The organism is Pseudomonas sp. H3_D04 (assembly GCF_054669175.1).
The window spans coordinates 3940668-3958355 of record NZ_CP162801.1 but is presented as its reverse complement, the minus strand read 5'-3'; the positions used below and the strand labels follow the sequence as shown (position 1 = coordinate 3958355).

The following is a 17688-nucleotide window of genomic DNA, read 5'->3' as shown; positions in this document are numbered from 1 at the left end:
ATGTCTGCCCAACGCCTGCTCTATGTGATGGACCCGATGTGTTCCTGGTGCTGGGGCTTTGCGCCCGTCGCCAACGCGCTGGTCGAGCAGGCGCAGGCTGCAGGGGTGGACGTGCACCTGGTGGTGGGCGGCTTGCGCACCGGCAGCGGCTCCGCATTGGAGCCGACTACCCGGCGCTACATCCTTGAGCATTGGCAAGCCGTCACCCAGGCCACCGGCCAACCGTTCAAGACCGAAGGCGCATTGCCTGACGGTTTTGTCTACGACACCGAGCCTGCCTGCCGGGCGTTGGTGACCGCGCGTAGCCTGGCGCCGGATTGCGCGTGGAAACTGCTCGGCCTCATTCAGCACGCGTTCTATGCCGAAGGCCGAGACGTCACCCACGCCAGTGTCCTGGTCGAGTTGGCCGAGAAAGCCGGCCTGCCGCGCATCGAGTTTGCGGCCGCGTTCGACCGTGCCGATCAGCACGCCGCGACTGCTGCCGATTTCACCTGGGTCCAGGACCTCGGCATCGCCGGATTCCCAACGCTGTTGGCCGAACGTAGCGGGCAACTGGCGCTGCTGACCAATGGCTATCAACCCTTGAGTGAATTGTCGCCATTGCTCGGCCGTTGGCTGGAGCGCGCTGCCTGTGCATGACCTGCCCGATGACACGCCAGCTCCCAAGCGTGTCGATCGGCTGAGTTGGGCTGAAATCCGGCGGCTGGCACTTCACCATAAAAAATCCCTGTGGATCGCCAATGGCGTGGCGGTGCTGGCCACCCTGTGCAGCGTGCCGATTCCGTTGCTGCTGCCGTTGCTGGTGGACGAAGTGCTGCTGGGGCATGGCGATTCCGCGCTGAAAATCATGAACCACGCGTTGCCGGAAGGCTGGCAGAAAGCGGCGGGCTACATCGGCCTGATGCTGCTGGTGACCTTGTTGCTGCGCTGCGGCGCCTTGCTGTTTAACGTGGTGCAGGCGAAGTTGTTCGCGGCGCTGGCCAAAGACATCGTGTATCGCATCCGCATACGGCTGATCGAACGGCTCAAGCGTATTTCCCTGGGGGAATACGAAAGCCTGGGCAGCGGCACGGTGACCACGCACCTGGTCACGGACCTGGACACGCTGGACAAATTTGTCGGCGAGACACTCAGTCGATTCCTCGTGGCGATGCTGACGCTGGTCGGCACTGCAAGCATTCTGATCTGGATGCACTGGAAGCTGGCGCTTTTGATCATGTTGTTCAATCCGCTGGTGATCTACGCCACGGTGCAACTGGGCAAGCGGGTCAAGCACCTGAAGAAGCTCGAGAATGACAGCACCTCGCGTTTCACCCAGGCCCTGACCGAAACCCTCGACTCGATCCAGGAAGTGCGTGCCGGCAACCGTCAGGGGTTTTTCCTCGGGCGTCTGGGGCAGCGGGCCCGGGAAGTGCGCGATTATGCGGTGACCTCGCAGTGGAAGACCGATGCGTCGAACCGTGCCAGTGGCTTGCTGTTCCAGTTCGGCATCGATATTTTCCGCGCTGCGGCGATGCTCACCGTGTTGTTCTCCGACTTGTCCATCGGGCAGATGCTGGCGGTGTTCAGCTACCTGTGGTTCATGATCGGTCCGGTCGAGCAACTGCTCAATTTGCAATACGCCTATTACGCCGCCGGCGGTGCGCTGTCGCGGATCAACGAGTTGCTGGCCCGCGCCGATGAGCCGCAATACCCCGGCGGTGTCGATCCGTTTCAGGGGCGGGACACCGTGGGCATCGAAGTCCAGGGCTTGAGTTTCGGATACGGCGACGAGTTGGTGTTAAACCAGATGGACCTGTCCATCGCCCCCGGTGAAAAAGTGGCGATTGTCGGTGCCAGCGGTGGCGGCAAGAGCACCCTGGTGCAGTTGCTGCTGGGGTTGTACACGCCCCTTGCCGGGACCATCCGCTTCGGTGGCTCGACCCAGCAGGAGATCGGCCTGGAGACCGTGCGCGAAAACGTCGCCGTGGTCCTGCAACACCCCGCGCTGTTCAATGACACGATACGCGCCAATCTGACGATGGGCCGTCTGCGCAGCGACGAGGCCTGCTGGCAAGCGCTGGAGATTGCCCAGCTGAACCAAACGGTTCGAGAATTGCCTGATGGTCTGGACAGCATTGTCGGACGCTCTGGCGTGCGCTTGTCCGGTGGTCAGCGGCAACGGCTGGCGATTGCGCGGATGGTGCTGGCGGAACCCAAAGTGGTGATTCTCGACGAGGCCACCTCGGCGCTGGACGCTGCCACCGAATACAACCTGCACCTGGCGCTGGCGCGGTTCTTGAGCAACCGCACCACGCTGATCATTGCGCATCGGTTGTCGGCGGTGAAACAGGCTGATCGGGTGCTGGTGTTCGACGGCGGGCAAATTGCCGAGGATGGTGACCATCAGCAACTGATTGCCGAAGGTGGGTTGTACGCCAAGCTTTATGGCCATTTACAGCAGCATTAGTGACAGCCCGCGTCAGGTTTGCGGCAAGTGCATGCAAAATACGGGCGCTGGCTTGCCGGGATCGAATACGCACCCTAGTCTAGCTGTAGCGATCACGTTGGATGATGATCTGGCAGTGCTAATACAAGGGACCTCATGAAGCAAAAGCGGACTCTCGGAACCCCTAGGTTATTGGGCATCGTCTGGCCATTTATTGCCGTAGTGCTATTTCAAGCGCTGTTGGGCGGGGTCAGTCTCTATGTACTTTCGGCAGTTCGCGGCTATGTGGCCGGGGAGAGCCTGTGGTCCAAGGGCCAGAAGGACGCCATCTATTACCTCAATCTCTACGCGGACAGTCGCGACGAGGCCATTTTCCTCAAGTACCAGAACGCCATTGCCGTACCCCAGGGTGGTCACGAGTTGCGCGTGGCGCTGGATCACCAGCCACCGAATATCGAAGCCGCACGGGTGGCGATTCTCAAGGGTGGCAATCATCCCGACGACGTCTCCAGCGTGATCTGGCTGTACCTCAATTTCAGGCATTTCAGTTACCTTGAAAAAGCCATCGACCGCTGGACGGTGGGTGACGCGTATCTGGTGCAACTCGATAACGTCGCCCAAGAGATGCACCGGCGCATTACCGAAAATAAGGCGTCGGACGCTGACATCAAACGCTGGAAAGACCAGATTTTTGCAATCAACGATGGTGTGACGCCTGCCGCCACCGCCTTCAGCGATGCCTTGGGCGAGGGCTCGCGCTTGATTCTGCGCCTGCTGCTGGTCACGAACCTGGCCACGGCCCTGGGCTTGATTGCATTAGCGCTGATGCGTACCCACAAACTGCTCAAACAGCGCCATGCCTTTGCCGAGGCCTTGCAGTTGGAGAAAGACCGGGCGCAGATCACCCTGCAATCCATTGGCGACGGGGTGATTACCACGGATGTCGACGGTGCGATCGCCTACATGAACCCGGCGGCCGAGGCGTTGACTCACTGGAAGGGCGAGCAGGCCATCGGCTTGCCGCTGGCGGCCTTGTTCAATCTGCTGGATGACAACGCTCAGGCTGACGGCTTTACCTTGATCGAGCACATATTGAGCGGTCAGCTCAGCGGCGCCAGCGAGCATTCCAAACTGATCCAGCGCCTTGACGGCAGCACCGTCTCGGTCACCCTGGTCGGGGCGCCGATCCGCAACGCCGACAAGGTCAGTGGCGCCGTGCTGGTGTTGCATGACATGACTCAGGAGCGCCAGTACATCGCCAATCTGTCCTGGCAGGCGACCCACGACGCCTTGACCGGGCTGGCCAATCGTCGCGAGTTCGAGTATCGCCTGGAGCAGGCGCTGCACAACCTGACCCGATACTCTGGGCGCCACGCCTTGATGTTCCTCGATCTGGACCAGTTCAAACTGGTCAACGATACCTGCGGCCATGCGGCGGGTGACGAACTGCTTCGGCATATCTGCGCGCTGTTGCAATCAGGCTTGCGCGAAGGTGACACGCTGGCCCGGCTGGGTGGCGACGAGTTCGGGATTTTGCTGGAAGACTGTCCGCCGGAAGCGGCCGAGAAAATTGCCGAGAGCCTGCGCCATACCGTGCAGAACCTGCACTTTGTGTGGAAAGGCCGGCCATTCGTCACAACGGTGAGCATCGGGATGGTTCATATCGCGCAAACCCCGACCACCCTCGAAGCCTCGCTGCGTGCTGCCGATATGGCCTGTTACATGGCCAAGGAAAAAGGGCGTAACCGTGTTCAGGTGTATAACGCCGATGATTCGGAACTGTCCCTGCGTTTCGGTGAGATGGCGTGGGTACAGCGCCTGCACATGGCCCTGGAAGAGGATCGCTTTTGCCTGTATTCCCAGGAAATCGCACCCCTTGGTCATACCGAACACGGCGGCGGGCATATAGAAATCCTGTTGCGTCTACATGATGAAGCCGGGCGCATGATATTACCGGACAGTTTTATTCCGGCTGCCGAACGTTATGGTCTGATGACCGCACTTGATCGTTGGGTGGTGCAGAACGTCTTTAAGATCATTGCCCAATGTATTGCCGAAGAGCGCAAAGGTCCTTTGGCCATGTGTGCGATTAATCTGTCAGGCACTACTATCGGAGATGACGCGTTTCTGGACTTCCTGAGGGAACAGTTTGTTGCATGGTCCATTCCACCTGAAATGATTTGTTTTGAAATTACAGAGACCAGTGCAATTTCCAATTTGGGAAGTGCAATTAGATTTATCAATGAACTCAAAGGTTTAGGTTGTCACTTTTCGTTGGATGACTTCTGCGCCGGTATGTCCTCATTCGCCTACTTGAAACATTTACCTGTAGACTTCTTGAAGATCGATGGAAGTTTCGTAAAGGATATGCTGGACGACCCGATTAACCGCGCCATGGTAGAAGTGATCAATCACATCGGCCATGTCATGGGTAAGCGCACGATTGCCGAGTTTGTAGAAACACCCCAGATCGAGCAGGCATTGCTGGAGATCGGGGTCGACTTCGCTCAAGGGTATGTCATTGAACGCCCGCATCTGTTTACCTGCGATAGTTTGCAAAGTCGTCCTGCCCGGCCTCAACCTTTGTTATTCAAGGCGCCCGGCACGTTCCGTTGAAATCTCTTGCTGATCCTAACAATCACAATCAAAAGGAGCCCGACAGTGATCGACACATTCAATCGAACCGGACCACTCATGGAAGCTGCAAGTTATCCCGTATGGGCGCAACAGCTCATCAAGGACTGCAGCGAGAGTAAGCGCCGGGTTGTCGAACACGAACTGTATCAGCGCATGCGAGACAATAAGCTCGGCGCAAAAACCATGCGGCAGTACCTTATTGGTGGCTGGCCCGTCGTTGAACAGTTCGCGTTATATATGGCACAAAACCTGACCAAGACTCGTTTTGCCCGCCACCCCGGTGAAGACATGGCGCGTCGTTGGTTGATGCGTAACATTCGTGTCGAACTTAACCATGCCGATTACTGGGTTAACTGGAGTCGGGCCCATGGGGTCAGCCTGGAAGACTTGCAGGCGCAACACGTTGCACCTGAACTTCACGCCTTGAGCCACTGGTGCTGGCACACCAGTTCGGCGGATTCGCTGATTGTCGCCATTGCCGCGACCAACTATGCCATCGAAGGTGCGACTGGAGAGTGGTCGGCATTGGTCTGTTCCAATGGTGTCTACGCGGCCGCGTTCCCGGAGGAAGATCGCAAGCGGGCCATGAAGTGGTTGAAGATGCACGCTCAGTACGATGATGCCCATCCCTGGGAAGCGCTTGAAATCATCTGCACATTGGCGGGCCTGAACCCGAGCAAATCCCTGCAAGTGGAATTGCGCCAGGCTGTCTGCAAGAGTTACGACTACATGCACCTGTTCCTGGAGCGCTGCATGCAGTTGGAACACTCTGAAAAGGCTCCGGTCGCGCGTGAGCGCATGGCATTGGCCGAAAGCTGATCCATAGGTATTACAGGCAAAAAAATGTGGGAGCGGCGTTGCGGCGATCCGAGCAAGTCGGATCGCCGCACCGCCACTCCCACATTAGTTATGTGGCTCAGCTGAAGGATTAACCCGCCATGGCCAACCGGTTACGCCCTTCGCGCTTGGCGACATACAGCGCGCTGTCGGCCCGACGCAACAAACTATCGGCCGATTCGCCGGGCAGCAGGGTCGAGCAACCCAGGCTGACCGTCAGCTCGATCTGATTGCCATCGGCTTTGTAACTCTGCGCCTGTGCCGCAAACCGCAGTCTTTCGCCGACCATGGCGGCGGCTTCCCGACTGGTGTTGGACAGGAGGATCAGGAACTCTTCGCCACCAAAACGGAACACCATGTCCACATTGCGCAGCTGGTTCTTGATCGAGGCTGCGACGCTCTTGAGTACGTCATCGCCCGCACTGTGGCCGAAATTATCGTTAACGTTTTTGAAGTGATCGATGTCCAGCATCAGCAGTGACAACGGCATCAAGTGGCGCCGCGACATCTCGATTTCACGCTCTAAGGTCTGATCCATGGCGATGCGGTTGCCGGTATCGGTCAACGGATCGCGCAGTGCACTTTGCGTCGCCGCACGGTAGAGCAGGGCGTTACGCATCGGGAACAGGAGCGTGGACAGCAGCGATTCCAGATTGCCTTGTTCGTGGTCGCTGAACCGCTGATTGCGGCGGAACACCAGTTCACCCAGGTTCTCGCCTTCATGGCTGAGGCTGTAAGTGACGGAATGGTGGCCGCGATGCCCGAATTCCAGACGCAAGTCGCTGGCCGAGTGCTGATAAGTCAGCGCATCCAGCGGCACCAGGCGTTGAATCTCGCGGAAGAAAAGTCCGAGAATGCGTTGTGGCTCAAGACTGGTCTGCAGTTGCTGGCCAAGTTGCTGGCGCACTTGTGCAAGGCTGAATGGCCGCTCCAGAATGGGAGGTTGCTGACCAAAGCCCAGGCGTTGCAATTTGGCGCTGTCGAAGTCAATTGCGTTGGTCTGGGATGGTGATTTCATATGGCGTGAGCCCCTAAGCAGTAAGGCTGTCTTACAGGCTGGGTGAGAGCGGCTTTGGGCTGCGCGTCATACTGGTCCATCAGTCCCGTAGGACATTTGGCGCAAGTTTAGTCCGCTTTGCCGAATATAAGTAACCTATCGACTGAGGCGTCCGCCCGATTGCTTTCACACGGCGTGTCTGAGCAAAATTAGAGCGAAAGTCATGCCAATGAGTTCCTTTGAATAAAAATCCTTGAAAATCAACAAGTTGAAGGATTTCTGAAGGGTTTCAGGCAGAAAGGGCGGCGGCGTATTGACTTAAACCACTGCACTTGCGGGGTGCTTTCAGGGCCGCGCCGGGAACCCGGCGCGGTACAAAAAGCGACGTGCGGTTGTTACTGTGCGTTGAAAGCCTGGCCGTTGATGCCAGTGCTGTCCGGACCCATCAAGTAAAGGTAGACCGGCATGATCTCCTCGGGCGTAGGGTTGTTCAGCGGATTTTCACCCGGGTATGCCTGGGCGCGCATGCTGGTGCGGGTAGCGCCCGGGTTGATGCTGTTGGAGCGCACCGGCGCCACGGTGTCGACTTCGTCGGCCAGGGTTTGCATCAGGCCTTCGGTGGCAAACTTGGACACGCCATAAGCGCCCCAGTACGCGCGACCCTTACGACCGACGCTGCTGGAGGTGAACACCACCGAAGCGTCCTGAGACAGCTTGAGCAGCGGCAGCAAGGTGCTGGTGAGCATGAACATGGCATTGACGTTGACGTGCATGACGCGCATGAAGTTCTCGCCGGACAGCTGCTCGATCGGCGTGCGCGGACCAATGATCGACGCGTTATGCAGCAAACCGTCGAGGTGGCCGAACTCTGTTTCGATCATCGCGGCCAGCTCATCGTATTGATGAGGCAACGCGGTTTCCAGGTTGAACGGTATCACCGCAGGCTGTGGATGCCCGGCGGCTTCGATTTCGTCATAGACCTGAGTCAGATTGGCTTCGGTCTTGCCCAGCAGCAGTACGGTTGCACCATGGGCTGCGTAGGTTTTCGCCGCCGCAGCGCCAATGCCGCGACCTGCGCCGGTAACCAGGATGACCCGGTCCTTGAGCAATTCAGGGCGGGCGGAATAATCAAACATAAGAAACCTCACAACAATTCAACACAAAGGCGGGCACCGAAACTGTGGCGAGGGAGTTTGCTCGCGTTCGACTGCAAAGCAGTCGTAAATCACCAGATACGGTGTGCCTGACAGAATGCGTTTGTAGATAGAGGAGGCGCTTCGCGCCCCAGCGGGAGCAAGCTCCCGCGCCACAAAATCTGCGGTACTCAGCAGCTGCAAAGAGCGCTATCGAGCACCTTGCGCAACTCAAGCGGATGATCCACCACCACATCCGCCCCCCAATGCCGCGGGTTGTCGTCCGGGTGAATGTAGCCGTAGGTCACGGCAGCCGTTTTGGTGCCGGCATCGCGACCGGACTCGATATCGCGCAGGTCATCGCCCACAAACAGCACGCTGGCCGGGTCCAGGTCGAGCATCTTGCACGCCAGGATCAACGGCTCAGGGTCCGGCTTGCTGTTCTTGACATGGTCCGGGCAGATCAGCAGTGCCGAGCGCTCGGCCAGGCCAAGCTGCTGCATGATCGGCTCGGCGAAGCGCAGCGGCTTGTTAGTGACCACGCCCCAGATCAGGTTGGCTTTCTCAATGTCGACCAGCAGTTCGCCCATGCCGTCGAAGAGTTTGCTGTGAACCGCGCAACCGGCGAGGTAACGCTCCAGAAACTCCAGGCGTAATTCCTCGAAACCCGGTGATTCCGGGTCCATGGAGAAGGTCACGGCGACCATCGCCTTGGCCCCGCCGGAAATCTCGTCGCGGATGTGCTTGTCGTTCACCGGCGGCAAGCCGCGATCGGCGCGCATCGCCTGGCAGATGGCGATGAAGTCCGGCGCGGTGTCGAGCAGCGTGCCGTCCATGTCGAAAAGGACTGCTCTGATACGCATCGGCTTACTCCTCGCGCAGGGTCTGGATCATGTAGTTGACGTCCACATCGGCCGCCAGCTTGTAGTGCTTGGTCAGCGGGTTGTACGTCAGCCCGATGATGTCCTTGACGGTCAGGCCGGCCATGCGGCTCCAGGCACCCAGCTCGGAAGGGCGGATGAATTTCTTGAAGTCGTGAGTGCCCCGCGGCAGCAGCTTCATGATGTATTCGGCACCGATGATGGCGAACAGATACGCCTTCGGATTGCGGTTGATGGTGGAGAAGAACACCTGGCCGCCCGGTTTGACCATTTTGAAGCAGGCGCGGATCACCGAGGACGGATCCGGCACGTGCTCCAGCATTTCCAGGCAGGTGACCACGTCGAACTGCTCAGGCATTTCCTCGGCCAGCGCTTCGGCGGTGATCTGCCGGTACTCGACGCTCACGCCGGATTCCAGCTGATGCAATTGCGCGACCGCCAGCGGCGCTTCGCCCATGTCGATGCCCATGACGGTGGCGCCGCGCTGAGCCATGGCTTCGCTGAGGATGCCGCCACCGCAGCCCACATCGAGGACTTTCTTGCCGGCCAGGTTGACCCGTTCGTCAATCCAGTTGACCCGCAGCGGGTTGATGTCGTGCAGCGGTTTGAACTCGCTTTCGCGGTCCCACCAGCGATGGGCCAGGGCTTCGAATTTGGCGATTTCGGCGTAGTCGACGTTGCTCATGGTTTAAGTCCTCTAAAACTTGAAAAATCCTGTTGCCCCGGAAGTCAGTCCGGGGAGGCTTACTGTTCGGTGTGGCCGCTGATGCGTTGACCCCAGGCCTTGGCGGTGGCGCAGAGCTGCTCCTCGTCCAGGCGAGTCAGGCGACGGTCGTCGAGCAATTGTTTGCCGGCGACCCACAGATGTTTCACGCAGTCGCGGCCGGTGGCGTATATAAGCTGCGAAACCGGATCGTAGATCGGTTGCTGCGCCAGGCCCGAGAGGTCGAACGCGACGATGTCCGCGGCTTTGCCAACTTCCAGCGAACCGGTTTCAGTCTCGATCCCCAGCGCACGGGCGCCATTGAGGGTGGCCATGCGCAGTGCGCGATGGGCGTCCAGCGCAGTGGCCGAGCCAGCGACAGCCTTCGCCAACAGCGCGGCAGTGCGGGTTTCGCCGAGCAAGTCGAGGTCGTTGTTGCTGGCCGCGCCATCGGTACCGATGGCGACATTGACGCCAGCCTGCCAAAGACGCTCGACCGGGCAGAAGCCGCTCGCCAGCTTGAGATTGGACTCCGGGCAATGAATCACATTGGTGTTGCTTTCTACCAGCAGCACCAGGTCTTCATCGCTGATCTGGGTCATATGCACGGCCTGGAAGCGCGGGCCGAGCAATCCCAGGCGGCCGAGTCGGGCCAGGGGGCGCTCGCCGCGCTGCTCGACCGATTGCTGCACTTCGAACGCGGTTTCATGGACGTGCATGTGAATCGAGGCGTCCAGTTCTTCGGCGATCACCCGAATCTTCTCCAGGTTTTCGTCGCCCACGGTGTAGGGCGCATGGGGGCCGAACGTGACTTTGATCCGCTCGTGGTGCTTGAGATCGCCGAACAATTCGACGCCCTGACGAATGGCCTCGTCCGCCGTGCTGGCCCCTGGAATCGGGAAATCGAGGATCGGAATGGCGATTTGTGCGCGTATGCCACTGTTATGGACACGTTCGCTGGCAACCTTCGGGAAGAAATACATGTCAGAGAAACAGGTGATGCCACCTTTGATCTGCTCGGCGATCGCCAGGTCGGTGCCATCGCGTACAAAATCTTCGTCGACCCACTTGGCTTCGGCGGGCCAGATGTGGTTTTCCAGCCAGGTCATCAGCGGCAGATCGTCCGCCAGGCCCCGGAACAGCGTCATCGCCGCATGCCCGTGGGCATTGATCAGGCCGGGGCTGAGCAATATGTCCGGCAACTCACGAACTTCGGTTGCGTTAAGCTTCAGCGCAGCCGCTCGTGGGCCGATAAACACGATGCGCCCATCGCGAATGCCCAGGCCGTGCTCTTTGAGGACAACACCAGCGGGTTCGACGGGTACCAGCCAGGTCGGCAGCAATAACAGGTCGAGCGCAGCGGCAGTGTTCGGCATCGAGGGTCGGTTCCAGTGCTTTTGTAAAGGATGGCGAAGTATACCCGAGCGTCTTCGCGGGGGGATCGCTATAATCGGCGGCTTTTGTTCATGAGTGCGGGGTGTGGGATGCGCGATCGACTGTTGGCTGCGGAGAAGGTGAAGGCCATCGATTGGCGTGATGGCGCCCTGTACCTGCTGGATCAGCGTATTTTGCCGTTCGAGGAAACGTGGATCGCCTGCACCAGCGCCGCAAGCGTGGCCGAGGCCATTCGCTTGATGGTGGTGCGCGGCGCGCCGGCCATTGGCATCAGTGCGGCCTATGCGATGGTGCTGTCGGCCCGCGCTCGCATAGCTGAGGGTGGTGACTGGCAGGCCGAGTGGGAAGAGGATTACGCATTGCTGGCTGATTCCCGTCCAACGGCGGTGAATCTGTTCTGGGCCTTGGGGCGCATGCGTGACCGCCTGGATCGTCTCAAGGGCGATGCGGATCCTCTCGCGGCGCTGGAGGCGGAAGCCATCGCCATTCATGAAAGCGATCGCGAAGCCAACCTGACCATGGCGCAACTGGGTGTGGACCTGATCCGCAAGCACCAGGGCAACGCGCAGGCGATCCTGACCCACTGCAATACCGGCGCACTGGCCACCGGCGGTTTCGGCACCGCGTTGGGGGTGATTCGCGGGGCCTTTATCGAAGGCATGGTTGAGCGCGTCTACGCCGACGAAACCCGCCCATGGTTGCAAGGTTCGCGATTGACCGCCTGGGAATTGGCCAATGAAGGCATTCCCGTGACCGTCAACGCCGACTCCGCCGCCGCGCACATCATGAAAACCAAGGGTGTGACCTGGGTGATTGTCGGCGCAGACCGGATCACCGCCAATGGCGATGTGGCCAACAAGATCGGCACGTATCAGCTGGCAGTCAACGCCATGCACCACGGCGTGCGCTTCATGGTGGTGGCGCCGAGTTCGACCATCGACATGAACCTGGCCAGCGGCGACGAGATTCCTATCGAAGAGCGCGATGGTCGCGAGTTGCTGGAGGTCGGCGGCAAGCGGGTCGGGGCTGAGGTTGATGCCTTCAACCCGGTGTTCGACGTGACCCCGGCGGACCTGATCGATGCGATCGTCACCGAGAAAGGCATCGTCGAGCGCCCGGACACGGCGAAAATGGCGCTGTTGATGTGCCGCAAGCGTCTGCATTGAGAGCGTCCGGCGCCTTGTAAATCGACATCGCCAGCAGGCTGGCTCTCACAGGTTTTTTGATCGACACCGATCCTGTGGGAGCCAGCCTGCTAGCGATGAGGCCCTAAAAGTCAACAAACATCCGTAAATCAGATGCCAATTCTGCATTCGGAGCGGCTCTAAGCCTCTCTCGTCCCCTTTCAGCCTGCCACCAGTCAACTAACTACACTCCATGCGCATCTGGGGGATAGGTGCGTGGCGGCTCTTGTGATAACATCCGGCGTTTTCCGAGGCAGTCCCGCGGGGTTGTCTTTACTGCGCAAATCCATGGTTCAACTTGTTGATTTGTCGTAAGTCGGTGCATGGCACTCAGCCTGCAGCGGCGAGCTTCGTTCGTCCCATATGGATGTGACGAAGTTTCACCAGAAAAAGGAATCGAGCTTCTCATGGGCGAACTGGCCAAAGAAATCCTCCCGGTCAATATCGAAGACGAGCTGAAGCAGTCCTACCTCGACTACGCGATGAGCGTAATCGTCGGGCGGGCCTTGCCGGATGCGCGCGATGGCTTGAAGCCCGTGCACCGGCGTGTGCTGTTCGCGATGAGCGAGCTGGGCAACGACTTCAACAAGCCGTACAAGAAATCTGCCCGTGTTGTCGGTGACGTGATCGGTAAGTATCACCCGCACGGTGATACCGCGGTGTACGACACCATCGTCCGCATGGCGCAGCCATTCTCGCTGCGCTACCTGCTGGTAGACGGGCAGGGCAACTTCGGTTCGGTGGACGGCGACAACGCCGCCGCCATGCGATACACCGAAGTGCGCATGACCAAGCTGGCGCACGAGCTGCTGGCTGACCTGCACAAAGAAACCGTGGACTGGGTGCCGAACTACGACGGCACCGAAATGATTCCGGCGGTCATGCCGACCCGTATTCCCAACCTGTTGGTCAACGGCTCCAGCGGTATCGCCGTGGGCATGGCGACCAACATCCCGCCGCACAACCTCGGTGAAGTCATCGACGGTTGCCTGGCGCTCATCGACAACCCTGAGTTGACCATCGATGAGCTGATGCAATACATCCCCGGTCCGGACTTCCCGACCGCCGCGATCATCAACGGTCGCGCCGGCATCATCGAAGCCTACCGCACCGGTCGTGGCCGCATTTACATGCGCGCCCGCTCGATCATTGAAGACATCGACAAGGTCGGTGGCCGTCAGCAGATCGTCATCACCGAACTCCCTTACCAGTTGAACAAGGCCCGTCTGATCGAGAAGATCGCCGAGCTGGTAAAAGAGAAGAAGCTCGAAGGCATCACCGAACTGCGCGACGAGTCCGACAAGGACGGTATGCGCGTCGTGATCGAGCTGCGTCGTGGCGAAGTGCCTGAGGTGATCCTCAACAACCTCTACGCCCAGACCCAGCTGCAAGCCGTTTTCGGTATCAACATCGTCGCGCTGATCGACGGCCGTCCGCGGATCCTGAACCTCAAGGACCTGCTGGAAGCCTTCGTTCGTCACCGTCGCGAAGTCGTTACCCGTCGTACCGTGTTCGAACTGCGTAAAGCGCGCGAACGTGGCCACATCCTGGAAGGTCAAGCGGTTGCCCTGTCGAACATCGACCCGGTCATCGCCCTGATCAAGGCTTCGCCAACGCCGTCGGAAGCCAAGGAAGCGCTGATCAAGACTGCGTGGGAATCCTCCGCCGTGGTCGCGATGGTTGAGCGCGCCGGTGCCGATTCGTGCCGTCCAGAGACCCTGGATCCGCAATACGGTCTGCGCGAAGGCAAGTACTTCCTGTCGCCGGAACAGGCACAAGCCATTCTGGAACTGCGTCTGCACCGTCTGACCGGCCTGGAACACGAAAAGCTGCTGGCCGAGTATCAAGAGATCCTCAACCAGATCGGCGAGCTGATCCGCATCCTCAGCAGCGCCACGCGCCTGATGGAAGTGATCCGCGAAGAGCTGGAAGTGATCCGCGCCGAATACGGCGACGTGCGCCGCACCGAGATTCTCGATGCCCGTCTCGACCTGACCCTGGGTGACATGATCCCGGAAGAAGAGCGCGTCGTGACCATTTCCCACGGTGGCTATGCCAAGACCCAGCCATTGGCTGCGTACCAGGCTCAGCGTCGTGGCGGTAAAGGCAAATCGGCTACCGGCGTGAAGGATGAGGACTACATCGCTCACCTGCTGGTCGCCAACAGCCACACCACGCTGCTGCTGTTCTCCAGCAAAGGTAAAGTGTACTGGCTGAAAACCTACGAAATCCCGGAAGCGTCCCGCGCGGCCCGTGGTCGTCCGTTGGTCAACCTGCTGCCGCTGGACAGTGATGAATACATCACCACCATGCTGCCGGTCGACGAATACACCGAAGGTCACTTCATCTTCATGGCCACTGCCAAAGGCACCGTGAAGAAGACCCCGCTGGAATCCTTCAGCCGTCAACGCAGCGTCGGTCTGATCGCGCTGGAGCTGGACGAAGGTGACGTACTGATTTCAGCTTCCATTACCGATGGCAGCCGCGAAGTCATGCTGTTCTCCGACGGAGGCAAGGTCACTCGCTTCAAGGAAACCGACGTTCGCGCCATGGGCCGTACCGCTCGCGGTGTCCGCGGCATGCGTCTGCCGGAAGGTCAGAAGCTGATTTCCATGCTGATTCCGGAAGAAGGCAGCCAGATCCTCACCGCTTCGGCCCGTGGTTTCGGCAAGCGCACGGCGATCACCGAGTTCCCTGAATACAAACGTGGCGGTCAGGGCGTTATCGCCATGGTCAGCAACGACCGTAACGGCCGCTTGGTCGGTGCAGTCCAGGTGCTCGACGGCGAGGAAATCATGCTGATTTCCGACCAGGGCACCCTGGTGCGTACCCGCGTCGACGAAGTGTCCAGTCTGGGACGTAACACCCAGGGCGTGACCCTGATCAAACTGGCCAGTGATGAAACGCTGGTCGGTCTGGAGCGGGTGCAGGAACCGTCGGAAGTCGAAGGCGAAGAGCTGGAAGATGAAGAGGGGGCGGTGTTCGACGGCGAGGTCGTGATCGACGACGTGGTTGAAGATCAGCAACTCGACGCCGCTGCTGACGAAGAGCCACAAGAGTAAGTGGACAAACAGGGGGCGGATGAAAATTCGCCCCCTTGTTGTTTGTCCGAACGGAAAATTTCGATATCAGTGGAGAACCCTTGTGGGAGCGAGCCTGCTCGCGAATGCAGGCGCCGCGGTACCTCTGAAACACCGTGGTGATGCATTCGCGAGCAGGCTCGCTCCCTCAGGTTTCTGCTTCGGCAGGGCCCTGTGTCGATTGATGTTGTGATTTATTGCGTGATTACCACCAAATCAGAGCGAGATTGGATGTGAGCAAGAGAGCCTATAACTTCTGTGCCGGTCCTGCGGCACTTCCCGAAGCTGTCCTGCAGCGCGCCCAGGGTGAACTCCTTGATTGGCACGGCAAGGGCCTGTCGGTCATGGAGATGAGCCATCGCAGTGATGAGTTCGTGTCCATCGCCACCAAGGCCGAGCAGGATCTGCGTGATCTGCTGAATATCCCCTCGAACTATAAAGTGCTGTTTCTGCAAGGTGGCGCCAGCCAGCAATTTGCTCAGATTCCTCTGAACCTGTTGCCGGAAAGCGGCACCGCCGACTATATCGACACCGGTATCTGGTCGCAGAAAGCCATCGAAGAAGCCTCGCGCTACGGCCGCGTCAACGTTGCCGCTACTGCCAAGCCTTATGACTATTTCGCCATTCCCGGTCAGAACGAGTGGAGCCTGTCGAAAGACGCGGCCTACGTTCACTACGCACCGAACGAAACCATTGGCGGCCTGGAATTCAGTTGGGTCCCGGAAACTGGCGACGTTCCGCTGGTGGCCGACATGTCTTCGGACATTCTCTCGCGCCCAATCGATGTTTCGCGCTTCGGCATGATCTACGCCGGCGCGCAGAAAAACATCGGCCCGAGCGGCATTGTCGTGAACATCATTCGCGAAGACCTGTTGGGTCATGCCCGCTCCCTGTGCCCGACCATGCTCAACTACAAGGTCGCGGCCGATAACGGCTCGATGTACAACACCCCGCCTACCCTGGCCTGGTACCTGTCCGGTCTGGTATTCGAGTGGCTGAAAGAGCAGGGTGGTGTTGAAGCTATCGGCAAGCTCAACGAAGTGAAGCAGCGCACGCTGTACGACTTCATTGACGCCAGCGGCTTGTACAGCAACCCGATCAACAAGTCGGATCGCTCGTGGATGAATGTGCCGTTCCGCCTGGCTGACGACCGTCTCGACAAGCCATTCCTGGCCGGTGCCGACGAGCGTGGCCTGTTGAACCTCAAGGGTCACCGTTCCGTGGGCGGCATGCGTGCCTCCATCTATAACGCCGTCGACATCGTTGCGGTCAACGCACTGATTTCGTACATGGCAGAGTTCGAGAAGGAACACGGCTAATGTCTGAGCAAGAACTCAAGGCACTGCGCGTTCGCATTGATGCCCTGGACGCCAAAGTCCTGGAGCTGATCAGTGAGCGTGCACGCTGCGCCCAGGAAGTTGCGCGAGTAAAGATGGCCTCGCTGGCCGAAGGCGAAGTGCCGGTGTTCTATCGTCCTGAGCGTGAAGCTCAGGTGCTCAAACGCGTAATGGAGCGCAATCAGGGGCCGTTGGGCAACGAAGAGATGGCGCGTTTGTTCCGCGAAATCATGTCGTCGTGCCTGGCCCTCGAACAGCCGCTGAAAGTGGCGTACCTAGGCCCTGAAGGCACCTTCACTCAAGCCGCCGCCATGAAGCATTTCGGCCACGCGGTGATCAGCAAGCCGATGGCGGCGATCGACGAAGTGTTCCGCGAAGTGGCGGCCGGTGCGGTGAATTTTGGCGTGGTCCCGGTGGAAAACTCCACTGAAGGCGCGGTCAACCACACCCTCGACAGCTTCCTCGAACACGACATGGTCATCTGTGGCGAAGTCGAGCTGCGGATTCACCATCACCTGTTGGTGGGTGAAAACACCAAGACCGACAGCATCAGCCGCATCTACTCCCACGCCCAGTCCCTGGCCCAGTGCCGCAAGTGGCTGGACGCGCACTACCCGAATGTCGAGCGCGTGGCGGTGTCGAGTAATGCCGAAGCAGCCAAGCGGGTCAAGGGTGAGTGGAACTCGGCGGCGATTGCCGGCGACATGGCCGCCAGCTTGTATGGGCTGACCCGCCTGGCCGAGAAAATCGAGGATCGCCCGGACAACTCCACGCGCTTCCTGATGATCGGCAGCCAGGAAGTACCGCCGACCGGCGACGACAAGACGTCGATCATCGTCTCCATGAGCAACAAGCCCGGTGCGCTTCATGAGTTGCTGGTGCCGTTCCACGACAACGGTATCGACCTGACGCGAATCGAGACCCGTCCGTCGCGCAGCGGTAAATGGACCTACGTGTTCTTCATCGACTTCGTCGGCCACCACCGTGATCCGTTGATCAAAGGTGTACTGGAAAAGATCAGTCAGGAAGCAGTAGCACTCAAAGTGCTGGGTTCTTACCCGAAAGCAGTTCTCTAA

The 17688-nt window shown here is 59.4% G+C and carries 13 protein-coding genes; 8 read left to right on the top strand and 5 right to left on the bottom strand.

Annotation, left to right across the window (positions count from 1 at the left end; all coding sequences use genetic code 11):
• The first annotated feature begins 36 nt into the window (after positions 1 to 36).
• The 4 genes from AB4N91_RS18170 (at position 37) to AB4N91_RS18155 (ending at position 5884) form a co-directional block, all read left to right on the top strand.
• Positions 37 to 639, top strand: a complete 603-nt coding sequence (locus tag AB4N91_RS18170; RefSeq protein WP_169858238.1) for a DsbA family protein — start codon at positions 37 to 39, stop codon at positions 637 to 639.
• Positions 632 to 2449, top strand: a complete 1818-nt coding sequence (locus AB4N91_RS18165) for an ABC transporter ATP-binding protein (protein WP_311098838.1) — start codon at positions 632 to 634, stop codon at positions 2447 to 2449. The genes AB4N91_RS18170 and AB4N91_RS18165 overlap by 8 nt, the downstream gene beginning before the upstream one ends.
• Positions 2450 to 2584: 135 nt before the next feature.
• On the top strand, positions 2585 to 5044 hold the full coding sequence (locus tag AB4N91_RS18160; RefSeq protein ID WP_424481665.1) for an EAL domain-containing protein: 2460 nt from the start codon (positions 2585 to 2587) through the stop codon (positions 5042 to 5044).
• A gap of 78 nt (positions 5045 to 5122) precedes the next feature.
• Positions 5123 to 5884 (top strand): TenA family transcriptional regulator, encoded by a 762-nt coding sequence (locus AB4N91_RS18155; RefSeq protein ID WP_409201932.1) that lies wholly within the window; start codon positions 5123 to 5125, stop codon positions 5882 to 5884.
• Between the two features lie 109 nt (positions 5885 to 5993).
• On the opposite strand, the gene AB4N91_RS18150 is transcribed toward AB4N91_RS18155, so the two are convergent.
• The 5 genes from AB4N91_RS18150 to AB4N91_RS18130 all read right to left on the bottom strand — a co-directional run bounded on the left by AB4N91_RS18150 (position 5994) and on the right by AB4N91_RS18130 (position 10992).
• The gene (locus tag AB4N91_RS18150) at positions 5994 to 6920 is read right to left on the bottom strand and encodes a GGDEF domain-containing protein (protein WP_077747962.1); all 927 of its coding nucleotides are present in this window, start codon (positions 6918 to 6920) and stop codon (positions 5994 to 5996) included.
• A gap of 374 nt (positions 6921 to 7294) precedes the next feature.
• Positions 7295 to 8035 carry a YciK family oxidoreductase gene (locus tag AB4N91_RS18145; protein WP_007899713.1) on the bottom strand — a complete coding sequence of 247 codons (741 nt, stop codon included), beginning with the start codon at positions 8033 to 8035 and terminating at the stop codon, positions 7295 to 7297.
• A gap of 188 nt (positions 8036 to 8223) precedes the next feature.
• Positions 8224 to 8895, bottom strand: coding sequence for an N-acetylmuramic acid 6-phosphate phosphatase MupP (mupP, locus tag AB4N91_RS18140; RefSeq protein ID WP_077747960.1), 672 nt, complete (start codon positions 8893 to 8895; stop codon positions 8224 to 8226).
• 4 nt (positions 8896 to 8899) lie between these two features.
• Positions 8900 to 9598, bottom strand: coding sequence for a bifunctional 2-polyprenyl-6-hydroxyphenol methylase/3-demethylubiquinol 3-O-methyltransferase UbiG (gene ubiG, locus AB4N91_RS18135; RefSeq protein ID WP_010461694.1), 699 nt, complete (start codon positions 9596 to 9598; stop codon positions 8900 to 8902).
• A 59-nt stretch (positions 9599 to 9657) separates the two neighbouring features.
• Positions 9658 to 10992: a TRZ/ATZ family hydrolase gene (locus AB4N91_RS18130; RefSeq protein ID WP_458369347.1), complete on the bottom strand. Its 1335-nt coding sequence runs from the start codon at positions 10990 to 10992 to the stop codon at positions 9658 to 9660.
• A gap of 108 nt (positions 10993 to 11100) precedes the next feature.
• On the opposite strand from AB4N91_RS18130, the gene mtnA reads away from it, so the two are divergent.
• The 4 genes from mtnA to pheA all read left to right on the top strand — a co-directional run bounded on the left by mtnA (position 11101) and on the right by pheA (position 17688).
• Positions 11101 to 12177: an S-methyl-5-thioribose-1-phosphate isomerase gene (mtnA, locus tag AB4N91_RS18125; RefSeq protein ID WP_460111446.1), complete on the top strand. Its 1077-nt coding sequence runs from the start codon at positions 11101 to 11103 to the stop codon at positions 12175 to 12177.
• Between the two features lie 425 nt (positions 12178 to 12602).
• Positions 12603 to 15257, top strand: a complete 2655-nt coding sequence (gyrA, locus tag AB4N91_RS18120; protein WP_154912860.1) for a DNA gyrase subunit A — start codon at positions 12603 to 12605, stop codon at positions 15255 to 15257.
• Positions 15258 to 15508: 251 nt separating this feature from the next.
• Positions 15509 to 16594, top strand: coding sequence for a 3-phosphoserine/phosphohydroxythreonine transaminase (gene serC / locus AB4N91_RS18115; protein ID WP_010461687.1), 1086 nt, complete (start codon positions 15509 to 15511; stop codon positions 16592 to 16594).
• Positions 16594 to 17688, top strand: a complete 1095-nt coding sequence (pheA, locus tag AB4N91_RS18110) for a prephenate dehydratase (protein ID WP_010461684.1) — start codon at positions 16594 to 16596, stop codon at positions 17686 to 17688. Before serC ends, pheA begins: the two co-directional genes overlap by 1 nt.

Excerpts from the sequence above, each read along its gene's own strand:
- AB4N91_RS18145 (WP_007899713.1), bottom strand. The coding sequence starts at position 8,035 with ATGTTTGATTATTCCGCCCGCCCTGAATTGCTCAAGGACCGGGTCATC.
- pheA (WP_010461684.1), top strand. The coding sequence starts at position 16,594 with ATGTCTGAGCAAGAACTCAAGGCACTGCGCGTTCGCATTGATGCCCTG.
- AB4N91_RS18160 (WP_424481665.1), top strand. The coding sequence starts at position 2,585 with ATGAAGCAAAAGCGGACTCTCGGAACCCCTAGGTTATTGGGCATCGTC.
- gyrA (WP_154912860.1), top strand. The coding sequence starts at position 12,603 with ATGGGCGAACTGGCCAAAGAAATCCTCCCGGTCAATATCGAAGACGAG.
- mupP (WP_077747960.1), bottom strand. The coding sequence starts at position 8,895 with ATGCGTATCAGAGCAGTCCTTTTCGACATGGACGGCACGCTGCTCGAC.
- AB4N91_RS18150 (WP_077747962.1), bottom strand. The coding sequence starts at position 6,920 with ATGAAATCACCATCCCAGACCAACGCAATTGACTTCGACAGCGCCAAA.
- AB4N91_RS18130 (WP_458369347.1), bottom strand. The coding sequence starts at position 10,992 with ATGCCGAACACTGCCGCTGCGCTCGACCTGTTATTGCTGCCGACCTGG.
- mtnA (WP_460111446.1), top strand. The coding sequence starts at position 11,101 with ATGCGCGATCGACTGTTGGCTGCGGAGAAGGTGAAGGCCATCGATTGG.
- AB4N91_RS18155 (WP_409201932.1), top strand. The coding sequence starts at position 5,123 with ATGGAAGCTGCAAGTTATCCCGTATGGGCGCAACAGCTCATCAAGGAC.
- AB4N91_RS18170 (WP_169858238.1), top strand. The coding sequence starts at position 37 with ATGTGTTCCTGGTGCTGGGGCTTTGCGCCCGTCGCCAACGCGCTGGTC.
- ubiG (WP_010461694.1), bottom strand. The coding sequence starts at position 9,598 with ATGAGCAACGTCGACTACGCCGAAATCGCCAAATTCGAAGCCCTGGCC.